At 56.8% G+C, this 12401-nt stretch carries 10 protein-coding genes and 1 pseudogene; 4 read left to right on the top strand and 7 right to left on the bottom strand.

What is annotated here, in order from left to right; genetic code table 11:
* Positions 1-39 precede the first annotated feature (39 nt).
* Together ACZ6J2_RS06930 and yieE are read right to left on the bottom strand one after the other, a co-directional pair.
* Positions 40-1509, bottom strand: a complete 1470-nt coding sequence (locus ACZ6J2_RS06930) for an amino acid permease (protein WP_023312475.1) — start codon at positions 1507-1509, stop codon at positions 40-42.
* A 180-nt stretch (positions 1510-1689) separates the two neighbouring features.
* The gene (yieE, locus tag ACZ6J2_RS06925) at positions 1690-2556 is read right to left on the bottom strand and encodes a DNA-binding transcriptional regulator YeiE (protein WP_023312476.1); all 867 of its coding nucleotides are present in this window, start codon (positions 2554-2556) and stop codon (positions 1690-1692) included.
* Positions 2557-2653: 97 nt separating this feature from the next.
* Here yieE and ACZ6J2_RS06920 point away from each other — a divergent pair, with 97 nt between their 5' ends.
* Together ACZ6J2_RS06920 and nfo are read left to right on the top strand one after the other, a co-directional pair.
* Entirely contained in the window at positions 2654-3700 is a 1047-nt protein-coding gene (locus ACZ6J2_RS06920; protein ID WP_471725252.1) for a YeiH family protein, read from the top strand.
* A gap of 64 nt (positions 3701-3764) precedes the next feature.
* Positions 3765-4622, top strand: coding sequence for a deoxyribonuclease IV (gene nfo, locus ACZ6J2_RS06915; RefSeq protein ID WP_045354228.1), 858 nt, complete (start codon positions 3765-3767; stop codon positions 4620-4622).
* Positions 4623-4669: 47 nt separating this feature from the next.
* Here the strand turns inward: nfo and fruA are convergent, their stop codons facing one another.
* From fruA to fruB, 3 genes and pseudogenes are all read right to left on the bottom strand, one after another.
* Positions 4670-6355 (bottom strand): PTS fructose transporter subunit IIBC, encoded by a 1686-nt coding sequence (fruA, locus tag ACZ6J2_RS06910; RefSeq protein ID WP_471725251.1) that lies wholly within the window; start codon positions 6353-6355, stop codon positions 4670-4672.
* A 16-nt stretch (positions 6356-6371) separates the two neighbouring features.
* Positions 6372-7309, bottom strand: a pseudogene (gene fruK / locus ACZ6J2_RS06905) (1-phosphofructokinase).
* Entirely contained in the window at positions 7309-8439 is a 1131-nt protein-coding gene (gene fruB / locus ACZ6J2_RS06900) for a fused PTS fructose transporter subunit IIA/HPr protein (protein ID WP_471725250.1), read from the bottom strand. The pseudogene fruK and the gene fruB overlap by 1 nt, the downstream one beginning before the upstream one ends.
* Positions 8440-8800: 361 nt before the next feature.
* Here fruB and setB point away from each other — a divergent pair, with 361 nt between their 5' ends.
* The gene (gene setB, locus ACZ6J2_RS06895; RefSeq protein WP_471725249.1) at positions 8801-9982 is read left to right on the top strand and encodes a sugar efflux transporter SetB; all 1182 of its coding nucleotides are present in this window, start codon (positions 8801-8803) and stop codon (positions 9980-9982) included.
* On the opposite strand, the gene ACZ6J2_RS06890 is transcribed toward setB, so the two are convergent.
* Positions 9979-10233, bottom strand: a complete 255-nt coding sequence (locus ACZ6J2_RS06890) for a YkgJ family cysteine cluster protein (protein ID WP_033146563.1) — start codon at positions 10231-10233, stop codon at positions 9979-9981. The genes setB and ACZ6J2_RS06890 overlap by 4 nt on opposite strands.
* Before the next feature lie 164 nt (positions 10234-10397).
* Here ACZ6J2_RS06890 and yeiP point away from each other — a divergent pair, with 164 nt between their 5' ends.
* Positions 10398-10970 carry an elongation factor P-like protein YeiP gene (yeiP, locus tag ACZ6J2_RS06885; protein ID WP_008500940.1) on the top strand — a complete coding sequence of 191 codons (573 nt, stop codon included), beginning with the start codon at positions 10398-10400 and terminating at the stop codon, positions 10968-10970.
* Positions 10971-11088: 118 nt separating this feature from the next.
* Here yeiP and uxuA read toward each other — a convergent pair whose 3' ends face one another.
* Positions 11089-12279, bottom strand: coding sequence for a mannonate dehydratase (uxuA, locus tag ACZ6J2_RS06880; RefSeq protein WP_471725248.1), 1191 nt, complete (start codon positions 12277-12279; stop codon positions 11089-11091).
* Positions 12280-12401 lie beyond the last annotated feature (122 nt).

Genomic DNA, 12401 nt, shown 5'->3' with positions numbered 1-12401 from the left:
ACCCGCTCGAATGAGCGGGTTAAAAGAGAGGAAGTGCGATTATTGTTTAAATCGTTCCGGGAATTCCATTTCACTGTAGCGAACGAATTTTGTTCCTTTCGTCAGCTTGTAGCCAAACCAGATGACGAGGAACAGTGGAATACCAATGTAGGTCGCCGTCACGGCGCCCCAGTCAATGGTGTCCGCCAGGAACGCTTCATAGTTCTGTCCCAGCGTAATGATCAGGCACAGAATGAAGGCGAAAATAGGACCCAGCGGGAAGAAGCCGGAGCGATACGGCAGCGAGTTAACATCGTGACCCTGCTTGACGAAGCCGCGGCGGAAACGGTAGTGGCTAATAGCAATTCCCAGCCAGGCAATAAAGCCCGTCATCCCGGACGTGTTAAGCAGCCACAGGTACACCGTCTGGTTGCCAAACATGGAGGTCAGGAAGCACAGACCGGCAATCACCGTTGTGGCGTAGAGCGCGTTACGCGGAACGCCACCGCGGGACAGCTTCGCAAAGATACGCGGTGCTTTACCGTCGCATGCCAGCGTGTAGAGCATACGGGTGGACGCGTACATCCCGGAGTTACCGGCTGAAAGCACAGCGGTCAGGATAACGGCGTTCATCACTGCCGCAGCTGAAAGCAGACCGGCGTGCTGGAAGACCAGCGTGAACGGGCTGACGCTAATGTCTTTTACGTCATTACGCAGCAGGCTTGGATCGGTGTACGGGATGATCAGACTGATAATCAGGATCGCGAACACATAGAACAGCAGAATACGCCAGAAGACCTGACGGACCGCACGCGGAATATTTTTCTCCGGGTTCTCTGACTCACCGGCGGCGATACCAATCAGCTCGGTCCCCTGGAAGGAGAAGCCGACAATCATCGCCACGCCAATCATCGCCGAAAGGCCACCGGCAAACGGCGCATCGCCTATCGCCCAGTTACTCCAGCCCGCAGGTTCTGCGCCTTTGAAAATACCAACGATCATCGCCACACCGACGACGATAAAGATGATGACGGTTGCCACTTTGATCAAAGAGAACCAGTATTCCGCCTCGCCGAAACCGCGCACGGAGATGTAGTTCAGCAGGAAGATGACGGCGAGGAACAGGGCGCTCCAGATCCAGCCCGGCGTATCCGGGAACCACCAGTTCATCACCAGCTGTGCGGCGACAAGGTCAACGGCGATAGTGACCGCCCAGTTGTACCAGTAGTTCCAGCCCAGCGCGAAGCCGAAGCCTTCTTCAACGTATTTTTGACCGTAGGTCGAGAACGAACCGGATACCGGCATGTACGCGGCCAGTTCGCCGAGACTGGTCATCAGGAAGTACACCATCAGGCCAATCAGGATATAAGAGAAAAGTGCCCCACCCGGGCCTGCTGCCGAAATCGTTGCGCCAGAGGCAACGAAAAGACCTGTACCGATTGAGCCGCCAATGGCGATCATCGTCAGGTGACGCGCCTTGAGTTCACGACGTAGCGTGGGCGCTTCTGTGGTTTTAATTTCTGAAACCATATGAAAATGCTGTCCATTTAATAAATGAGGCGCGATTGTAGCAGACGATCCGCGTTCCTTCCGGCAGAAATACTCAGTTATAAGAGAGCTTCATGACTCGGCCAGGATTATAAGTAAAGCATAAAAATGTGGGGTGACAGGCGCGCGTAGTCCCGGTAAGCGAAGCGCCACCGGGAAACGTTAAATGGCGCAGTAGCGCAGAAAACGCTGCAGAGAGCTGGAAAGGTGTTTCTGACGATGATGGATGCACCATAGCGTGCGCACCAGTTTCGGCAACGGAACCGGGATTTCAACCAGTGACCCCGTCTCAAGCTGTTCGGCAATGACGCGCCGGGAAAGACAGCTGATCCCCAGACCATGACGCACCGCGTGCTTGATGGCCTCAGAGTTCCCAAGCTCCATTCCTAACTGGAAATGCGGCAGATGGGAAAGCAGCAGATAATCGACAATTTCACGCGTGCCGGAGCCCTGCTCGCGCAGGATCCACTGCGCCTGCGCCAGGCGCTCCAGCGTCACCTCGCCCTGCAATAACGACGAAGCCGGGGACGCAAACACCACCAGCTCATCCTCCAGCCAGGGCTCGGCAATGATATCGACGTTATGGCAGGGTCCTTCGATGAGGCCGATATCCACGCGGAAATCAATCACCGCGTTGATAACGTCCTGGCTATTACCCACGCTCATCTCCAGCGGCAGGGTCGGGAAATCCCGGCGGTAGCGGGCAATCACTTCCGGCAGAATGTAGTTCCCAATGGTGCTGCTGGCGTAGACGCGGATCGCACCGTTGTCCTCGCGGAACAGCTGTTCGATTTCGATAGCCTGCTCCAGCAGCGCCAGCGCGCGTGGATAAAGAAGACGACCGTGCTCGTTGACCACCAGACGCTTCCCTACCCGGTCGAAAAGCTGAACGCCCAGCTGCCCTTCAAGATCGGTCAACGCCGCGCTGACCGCAGACTGCGAGAGCGCCAGCATTTGTGACGCCTGGGTCGTCGAGCCGCTTTTCAGCACCTCGGCAAACACTTCCAGCTGACGCAATGTAATGTGCATGGTTGCTTACCACTTATATAGATTAATTATAAGTATATAATCAATTTTATTTTTAAGCCAGAGCGCCGTAACCTTTAGCCAGACAAAGGAGAAGGTTATGTCAGAAATCACCTTACAACATCATCGTACAGTGTGGCACTTCGTGCCGGGCCTCGCGCTTAGCGCAGCAGTGACCGCCGTAGCATTATGGGGCGGCAGCATCCCGGCCATCGCGGGCGCAGGTTTTAGCGCGTTGACGCTGGCCATTTTGCTGGGCATGGTCGTGGGAAATACCGTTTACCCGCATATCTGGAAATCCTGCGACGGCGGCGTGATCTTCGCCAAACAGCACCTGCTGCGTCTCGGGATCATCCTTTACGGCTTCCGTCTCACCTTTTCGCAGATTGCGGACGTGGGCGTGAGCGGAATCGCTATCGACGTCCTGACCCTGACCAGCACCTTTTTGCTGGCCTGCTTTATCGGCCAGAAAGTCTTTGGCCTGGATAAGCAAACCAGCTGGCTGATCGGTGCCGGGAGCAGTATCTGCGGGGCCGCAGCGGTGCTGGCAACAGAGCCCGTCGTTAAAGCCGAAGCCAGCAAGGTGACCGTGGCGGTGGCGACGGTGGTGATCTTCGGTACGCTGGCGATCTTCCTCTACCCGGCGATGTATCCGCTGGTGGCCCACTGGTTTAGCCCGGAAACCTACGGCATCTATATCGGTTCAACCATGCACGAAGTGGCCCAGGTAGTTGCGGCAGGACATGCCATTAACCCGGAAGCTGAAAACGCGGCGGTGATTGCCAAAATGCTGCGCGTAATGATGCTGGCGCCGTTCCTGATTTTCCTCGCGGCGCGGGTTAAGCAGCTGGCACCGGCAGGCGGCAGCGAGAAAAGCAAAATCACCATTCCGTGGTTTGCGATCCTGTTCATCGTGGTCGCTATCTGTAACTCCTTCCACCTGCTGCCGAAAGCGGTGGTAGATATGCTGGTGACGCTGGATACCGTGCTGCTGGCGATGGCCATGGCGGCGCTGGGGGTGACCACCCACGTCAGCGCGCTGAAAAAAGCCGGGGCAAAACCGCTGCTGATGGCGCTGGTTCTCTTTATCTGGCTGATTGTCGGGGGCGGAGCGATTAACCTCGCGGTCCATAGCCTGATGGCATAAACCATCTCGTCCTTCTCCTGCTAACCCGCTATCATAAGCGTTTCGGGTTAGCAGGAGTTTTTTTATGAAATATGTTGGAGCGCACGTCAGCGCTGCAGGTGGCCTTGCGAATGCCGCCATTCGCGCCGCCGAAATCGAGGCGACCGCTTTCGCCCTGTTCACCAAAAACCAGCGCCAGTGGCGCGCCGCGCCGCTCACCGCTGACGTGATTGATGATTTCAAAGCCGCCTGTGAGAAGTACCACTACGGGCCAGGCCAGATCCTTCCCCACGACAGCTACCTGATCAACCTCGGTCACCCGGTTGAAGAGGCGCTGGAAAAATCCCGCGAGGCGTTCCTTGATGAAGTTCAGCGCTGCGAACAGCTGGGGCTGACGCTGCTGAACTTCCATCCGGGCAGCCATCTGATGCAAATCGATGAAGATGCCTGTCTGGCGCGCATTGCCGAATCCATCAACATCACGCTGGACAAGACCAAAGGCGTCACCGCGGTGATTGAGAATACCGCCGGTCAGGGCAGCAACCTCGGGTTTAGGTTCGAACATCTGGCGGCGATTATCGACGGCGTGGAGGATAAATCCCGCGTTGGCGTGTGCATTGATACCTGCCACGCGTTTGCCGCCGGCTATGACCTGCGTACCACCGAGGCAACGAAAAACACGTTCGATGAGTTCGAGCGCATTGTTGGCTTTAAGTACCTGCGCGGAATGCACTTAAACGATGCGAAAAGCGCCTTTGGCAGCCGCGTTGACCGCCACCACAGCCTGGGTGAAGGCAACATTGGCCACGATGCGTTCCGCTTCATTATGCAGGACGCCCGCTTCGACGGTATTCCGATGGTGCTGGAAACCATTAATCCGGACATCTGGGCAGAAGAGATTGCCTGGCTGAAGGCACAGCAAACCGCTGAACAGGCGGCATAAAAAAAGCCGGGTGCATTATGCAACCCGGCTTTTTTGTGGTTTATCGCTTACGCTGCTTTCGCCACGACTTCAGCTTCCGGACGTTTCAGCACTGCGTATGACAGACCCGCCACCAGCGTACCGGCAACAATGGCCAGCAGATAGCCCAGCACCGGGGTAATGGCGCCAGGGATCAGCAGTACGAACAGACCGCCGTGTGGTGCCATCAGTTTTGCGCCAATCGCCATGGAGATCGCTCCGGTCACTGCACCACCCGCGATACAGCACGGCAGTACACGCATTGGGTCACGGGCCGCGAACGGAATCGCACCTTCGGTGATGAAGCACAGACCCAGCACCAGCGCGGCTTTACCGCCTTCCTGCTGCGCTTTATCGAACTTACGACGGGCAATAATCGTCGCCAGGCCGAGCGCCAGAGGAGGCACCATACCTGCCGCCATGATGGCTGCCATTGGCGCGTAGGTCTGGGTACTCAGCAGACCAACACCAAAGGCGTACGCCGCTTTGTTCACCGGACCACCCATGTCGGTACACATCATGCCGCCGAGAATTGCGCCCAGCAGAACCGCGTTCGCGGTGCCCATGGTTTGCAGCCAGTGGGTCAGACCCGCCAGGATGCCCGCAACCGGCTTACCAATCAGGTAAATCATCGCCAGACCGACCACCAGGCTGGAAATCAGCGGGATGATCAGAATCGGCTTCAGCGCTTCCATACTCTGCGGCAGCTTGAGCTTCGAGCTGATAAGCTTCGCGACGTAACCGGCCAGGAAGCCCGCGATGATACCGCCGATAAAGCCAGAACCGGTGCTCACGGCCAGCATACCGCCGATAAGCCCCGGCGTCAGGCCTGGACGGTCAGCGATGGAGAAGGCAATAAAGCCTGCCAGAACGGGAACCATCAGTGCGAACGCGGAACCGCCGCCAATCTGCATCAACGCAGCGGCCAGCGTGCCTTGCTCTTTAAACGCGGTAATACCAAATGCGAACGAGAGGGCGATACACAGACCACCCGCAACCACCATCGGCAGCATGTAAGACACACCCGTCAACAGGTGGCGATAGGCGCCTGCAGACTCTTTCTTACCTTCCGTCGCGGTTTGACGCGCGCCGGTTGCCTGATACGGCTTCGCTTCCACCAGCGCTTTATCAAACTCCTGCGCGGTCTTTTTCAGCGCCAGGCCGGTAGACGTGCGGTACATTGGCTTACCGGCAAATTTCGCCAGGTCCACTTCGATATCCGCCGCCACAATCACCAGGTCGGCCTCAGCCACTTCTTCAGGGGTGATAGCGTTGCCGGCACCGACGGAGCCGCGCGTTTCAACTTTAACCCACCAGCCGCGTTTTTTCGCTTCGGTTTCGATGGCCTCAGCTGCCATAAAGGTGTGAGCCACGCCCGTCGGGCAGGCCGTCACCGCAACAACGCGTTTTGGCCCCGTGGCCGCAGCCGGTGCCGTCGCGACAGGCGCGCTGTAGACAGACGCGTGCCCTTTCGCTTCGCTCAGGAACAGTTCCGGGTGTGCCACCGCGCGATTAATATCACCCAGCCACACTTTTTTGCCGTTCAGCGAACTGTCAGCCGGGATGTTGTCGCCCAGGACAATGACCAGTTCGGCATCGCCCGGGTTATCAATGATCTCGAGATGTGCTTTGTTCGCCGCCCCTCCCAGCAAGGTCTTCGCCATATAGGCGCGAGCCTGTCCGAGACCGGAGTCAATGATCAGCAGCGTTTTCATTATTCCTCTCCTGCTGTTAGTTAAAAGGTTTTAAGTCAACGCGCGCCATCATCGCGGCTAACTGGGTACGATCGGTAATACCGACATTGCTCTGGCTTACGGCCAGGGCAGCAACGGCAGTGGCAAGACGTAAAGTATGTTCACTGGATTCACGCATCAGCAGACCATAAATCAGGCCGCCAACCATGGAATCCCCTGCGCCAACGGTGCTGACAACGTCAACCGACGGCGGTTTGGCGATCCATTCGCCAGAAGCGTTAACCCACAACGCTCCTTCTGCACCAAGCGAGATAACCACGTGAGCGATACCCTGCTCGCGCAGCGCATGGGCAGCGTCAATCACATCTTTTAATTCCGGCAGCTTACGACCCGCCCAGATCTCCAGCTCGCGGCGATTCGGCTTCACCAGCCACGGCGAGGCTTTCAGACCGGCAACCAGCGCGTCGCGGCTGCTGTCAAAAATGATGCACGGGCACTGGCTGCGCAGGCGCGTCATCCAGTCGGTAAACGCTTCCGGCTCACGCCGGACGGCAGGCTGCCGCTGACGCAGACCATGTCAAACTGACCAAGCCAGGTCAGAGAGTCGTTAACAAAACGCTCCCAGTCAGACGGCGTCACTTCGAAGCCAGAGAAGTTCAGATCGGTCACTTCACCGTCTTTCTCCGTCAGCTTAACGTTGATGCGGGTACGGCCCTGAACAATCTGAAAACGGTTGGCAATGCCCAGCTCGCTGAACAGCTGCTGGAAACCATCCTGGTTATCTTTACCGAGGAATCCACCCACGGTGACATCGATACCGAGATCCTTGAGCACTTTCGCGACGTTAATCCCTTTGCCCGCAGCATGCAGGCCAGTGGTACGCACGAGGTTGACTTCGCCGCGCTCAATTTCCGGGCAAAATCCTACCAGGTCATAAGCCGGGTTCAGCGTAATAGTCGCAACACGTCTGCTCATTATGCGCCCTCCCCCAGACCTGCCGCGATGGCGTCGCCAATCGCTTTCAGCGCCTGTTCAGCATCAGCACCCTGCGCGGTGAAACGCAGACGGTGGCCTTTCTTCACGCCCAGCGCGACCACTTTCATCAGACTACGGCCGTTGGCCGGTTTGCCCGTGCCATCAAGATTCGCCACGGTGATCTCACTCTCGAATTGTTTAATGGTATTCACCAGCATGGTGCCCGGACGGGCATGCAGGCCGTGCTCGTTGCGTACCACGAACTCCGCGGTCTGCACGTCTTCAGTCTGCACATCATCGCTGGTCAGCAGTGCCAGCACGGTGGAGGCATCAGCGTTCAGCAGTTTTTCAGCTTTGTTGTTCAGCAGCAGATCGCCCAGACGCTTCAGCACGGAAACTGGCTGCTCATCGTTCATCGCCACGGTCACCAGCATGGCCGCGCGCTCGCCTTCCACGTCAAAAGGATTGGCCGCGCGGCTCACGGCGATAGCGCTGCGCAGGTTGCCTTCAGCACTGTCGTTCAGCCAGATACCCTGACCCAGATTCAACGGCTTATCGTTAATCACGCGCGTCACAAACGTGGCATCCGCCGCGCCGGCTTCTTTCAGACGACCCGCGTTCAGCGCCTGCAGCGTCACCAGATCGGAGGCAGCTACGTCCAGCGTCAGCGTTTCATTATCCAGCTTCAGCGCTTCGCTCTGTTTTTCGCCCATCAGCAGGGCGCGCAGCTCTTCAGCTGTGGTGGCGGACTTCAGCTGTTCAGCCACGTCGTCATCGCTCAGGACATGCGTCAGCTGACGCAGCAGGCCTAAGTGTTCATCGCTGCTGGCCGCGATACCGATAGCCACGTAAGCCACCTGACCGTCGCCCCAGAGCACGCCCTGCGGGAACTGATAAACCTGAACGCCGGTTTTCAGCACCTGATCGCGGGTGTCGGTTGTGCCGTGCGGAATGGCAATGCCATTGCCGAGGAAGGTTGAGGTCTGCTGCTCGCGGGCCAGCATGCCGTTTACATAGCCTTCCGCGACGTTACCCGCCTGCACAAGCGCGGCGGCAACCTGGCGAATAGCCTCTTCTTTATCCCCGGCCTGAGCGCCCGGGTGGATATCCTGGACAGATAACTGGAACATGGTTCTCCACTCCTGCTGAACTTGAATCGTTTCAGCTTTAATGAGAAAAAATGCGCTAGCCTGCTCCGTTTGTTAAAACAAGATAGCGCTGAAACGTTTCAAAAAGTCTTGCGCTTTCTGCAATGTCTTGCAAGTAAACTCGTATTTCTGATATCAGAATTTAGAGATACAGCACATTTCTTCTTCGTTCAGCTGAATTTTGCTGAAGTTCAGCAAGACAGTTTCAGCTAAGGTCAGCCGGGCGGGACGTTAGTTGAAATGCCATTTTGATTTATCGTGGCATCATTGACCGTACCCACTGTTTATTTTTTAGCTAACGGCGTAAACTCCGCCCCTCTCTGATACTCGCTAATTATAAAACATGCATAACACCCCTGCGGCCGTCTCGCCGAAGCCCTTTGATTTGACCTCCGCTGCATTCCTGGTTGTTGCCTTCTTCACGGGCATTGCCGGTGCGTTACAGACGCCAACATTGAGCCTATTTCTGACAAATGAGGTTCACGTCCGTCCGGCAATGGTGGGCTTCTTCTTTACCGGAAGCGCCATCATCGGCATCCTGGTCAGCCAGTTTCTGGCGGGACGATCCGACAGAAAAGGCGATCGTAAAAGCCTGATCGTTTTCTGCTGTCTGCTCGGGGTCATGGCCTGCGTTCTGTTCGCCTGGAACCGCAACTATTTCATTCTGCTCTTCGTCGGGGTATTCCTGAGCAGCTTTGGCTCAACGGCGAACCCTCAGCTGTTCGCCCTTGCCCGCGAACACGCCGACCATACCGGACGTGAAGCGGTGATGTTCAGCTCTGTCCTGCGTGCTCAGGTGTCGCTGGCATGGGTGATTGGCCCGCCGCTGGCCTATGCACTGGCGATGGGTTTTGGCTTTACGGTGATGTACCTGAGCGCGGCCGTCGCGTTTGTGGTGTGCGGCGCGCTGGTGTGGTTCTTCCTGCCGTCCATGCGCAAAGAGCCAAAAGTGGCAACGGGGGTACTGGAAGCGCCGCGACGCAACCGCCGCGATGCCCTGCTCCTGTTTGTTATCTGCACGCTGATGTGGGGCACCAACAGCCTGTATATCATCAATATGCCGCTGTTTATTATTGATGAACTGCACCTGTCGGAGAAGCTGGCGGGCATCATGATGGGCACCGCGGCCGGGCTTGAGATCCCGACGATGCTCATTGCGGGCTATTACGCAAAGCGCTTCGGAAAGCGTTTTTTAATGCGCATCGCCGCCGTTGCCGGTCTGCTGTTCTATGTCGGTATGTTGACTGTACATACGCCGGGGCTGTTGCTGGCTTTACAGCTGCTGAACGCCATCTATATTGGCATTCTCGCCGGGATAGGGATGCTCTATTTCCAGGATCTGATGCCGGGCCAGGCAGGCTCTGCCACCACCCTTTATACTAATACCACCCGCGTGGGCTGGATTATCGCGGGCTCAATGGCCGGTGTCGTTGCAGAAATCTGGAACTATCACACGGTGTTCTGGATTGCGCTGGTGATGTGCTCGCTGACGATCGGCTGTCTGGCGAGGATTAAAGACGTTTAGGGCGCGGTGAGCGCTTCCAGCTCAAGAAGGTACGTCATCGCCTGCCCTCGCGTGCTGCCACACATTTCTGCCGTGGGCTGAAGCCCGGAGCAGACTTTCGGGCGCATCGGCGAGCCAAAGATCATGCACAGGTTCGTTTCCGAGAGCTGAACGCAGCGGGTATTGGCAGGCTTGCCCTCCGGCATTCCTGGAATGGGGCTTGAAATGGACGGTGCAGTACAGCACGCGCCACAATCGGGACGGCAATCCATAAATGCTCTCTTTCGCTGACGATCGCCCGCGCAGTCGGGCATCGCGCGCACAGTAACACCTTTTGCGTATTGATAGCAAAAGCCACGAATTCCTCTTGCCTGAAAGGCCGCGCGCGAGTAATTTGGCGCGATATTTTTTACCTCCCGTAAACAGGATTACTGCAATGCCAAGAGCGAACGAAATTAAGAAAGGTATGGTGCTGAATTACAACGGCAAACTGCTGATTGTGAAAGATATCGACATTCAGGCCCCGAGCGCCCGTGGTGCAGCAACGCTGTACAAAATGCGTTTCGCCGATGTGCGTACCGGCCTGAAGGTGGAAGAGCGCTTTAAAGGTGACGATATCGTCGATACCGTGACCCTGACCCGTCGCTACGTTGATTTCTCCTACATCGACGGCAACGAATACGTGTTCATGGATAAAGAAGATTACACCCCGTACATCTTCACCAAAGATCAGATTGAAGAAGAGCTGCTGTTCATCCCTGAAGGCGGCATGCCTGACATGCAGGTTCTGACCTGGGACGGCGTGCTGCTGGCGCTGGAGCTGCCCCAGACCGTCGATCTGGAAATCGTTGAAACCGCACCTGGCATCAAAGGCGCATCCGCAAGTGCGCGCAACAAACCGGCTACCCTGACCACCGGCCTGGTTGTGCAGGTGCCGGAATACCTCTCCGCTGGCGAGAAAATCCGCATCCATATTGAAGAAAAACGCTATATGGGTCGCGCCGACTGATTGTGGCGTTTGTCAGGTGGCGGCTTCGCCTTACCTGACCTGCAAAAACACAAAAACCGGCTCTCAGGCCGGTTTTTTTTATAGGCCCGGTAAGCGTAGCGCCACCGGGCAACAGCGCTTACAGAAGCTCTGGATACTTCGTCATCTTCAGCGCCAGCTCAACGCCGCGCACTTCCGCCATCCCTTTAAGACGGCCAATAGCCGAATAGCCCGGGTTGGTTTTCTTACGCAGATCGTCCAGCATCTGGTGGCCGTGATCCGGACGGAACGGAATAGGACGCACATCGCCCGCCTGCTTGCGACGCGCCTCTTCCGCCAGAATGGCGTCTACCACAGCTACCATGTTCACATCGCCGCCCAGGTGCGCCGCCTCGTGGAAGGTTTTTGGGTTCTCTTCGCGGCAGGTCGCACGCAAGTGCGTAAAGTGAATGCGATCGCCAAAGGTTTCAATCATCCGCACCAGGTCGTTATCCGCACGCACGCCGTAGGAGCCGGTACACATGGTGAAGCCGTTATAGATGCTGTTTACCGTATCCTTCAGCCACTGCATATCTTCAATAGTGGAAACAATGCGCGGCAGGCCGAGGATAGGACGCGGTGGATCGTCCGGGTGCACGGCGAGGCGTACACCTGCCTCTTCAGCAACCGGCACGATAGCGCGCAGGAAGTACGCCATGTTTTCACGCAGCTGCTGCTTATCAATATCGCCGTATTCCGCCAGGCGCGCGCGGAACTGATCCAGCGTATAACCCTCTTCCGCGCCCGGCAGGCCCGCAATGATATTACGGGTCAGCTTTTCGATGTCTGCGTCACTGGCTGCATTGAACCATTCGAGCGCCTGCTGCTGCTCTTCCGCGGTGTAATCCGCTTCGGCACCGGGGCGTTTCAGAATGTGCAGCTCAAACGCCGCGAAGGCGATCTGGTCGAAACGCAGCGCTTTCGAACCGTCCGGCATCTGATATTCAAGGTCAGTACGCGTCCAGTCGAGGATGGGCATAAAGTTATAGCAAACCGTATCAATGCCGCAGGCCGCCAGGTTGCGAATGCTCTGCTGATAGTTAGCAATCCAGGTCTGGTACTCCCCGGAATGGGTTTTGATGTCTTCGTGAACCGGGATGCTCTCTACCACTGACCAGGTTAACCCCTTCTCCGCCAGCAGCACCTGACGCTGTTGAATTTCTTCAACCGGCCATACCTGACCGTTAGGAATATGATGCAGCGCCGTGACGACACCCGTTGCGCCTGCCTGGCGCACATCATCAAGAGAAACCGGATCGTTCGGCCCGTACCAACGCCAGGTTTGTTCCATTGCCTCACCCTCTTAAGTTGTTATACCAATATGCGTTACTGCAATGACGACTACCATACATGTTTACCGCTAAGGGTCAACATACCGCCACACATTGATTGATCAAACTCACAGAACGGGGA

This window comes from Enterobacter sp. E14S (genome assembly GCF_055666685.1).
Note: the sequence above shows the minus strand (reverse complement) of the source record. Positions and strands in the feature narration are given on the sequence as shown.

Coding starts and splice junctions, on each gene's coding strand:
- ACZ6J2_RS06930 (WP_023312475.1), bottom strand. CDS start 1,509: ATGGTTTCAGAAATTAAAACCACAGAAGCGCCCACGCTACGTCGTGAA.
- yieE (WP_023312476.1), bottom strand. CDS start 2,556: ATGCACATTACATTGCGTCAGCTGGAAGTGTTTGCCGAGGTGCTGAAA.
- ACZ6J2_RS06920 (WP_471725252.1), top strand. CDS start 2,654: ATGTCAGAAATCACCTTACAACATCATCGTACAGTGTGGCACTTCGTG.
- nfo (WP_045354228.1), top strand. CDS start 3,765: ATGAAATATGTTGGAGCGCACGTCAGCGCTGCAGGTGGCCTTGCGAAT.
- fruA (WP_471725251.1), bottom strand. CDS start 6,355: ATGAAAACGCTGCTGATCATTGACTCCGGTCTCGGACAGGCTCGCGCC.
- fruB (WP_471725250.1), bottom strand. CDS start 8,439: ATGTTCCAGTTATCTGTCCAGGATATCCACCCGGGCGCTCAGGCCGGG.
- setB (WP_471725249.1), top strand. CDS start 8,801: ATGCATAACACCCCTGCGGCCGTCTCGCCGAAGCCCTTTGATTTGACC.
- ACZ6J2_RS06890 (WP_033146563.1), bottom strand. CDS start 10,233: ATGGATTGCCGTCCCGATTGTGGCGCGTGCTGTACTGCACCGTCCATT.
- yeiP (WP_008500940.1), top strand. CDS start 10,398: ATGCCAAGAGCGAACGAAATTAAGAAAGGTATGGTGCTGAATTACAAC.
- uxuA (WP_471725248.1), bottom strand. CDS start 12,279: ATGGAACAAACCTGGCGTTGGTACGGGCCGAACGATCCGGTTTCTCTT.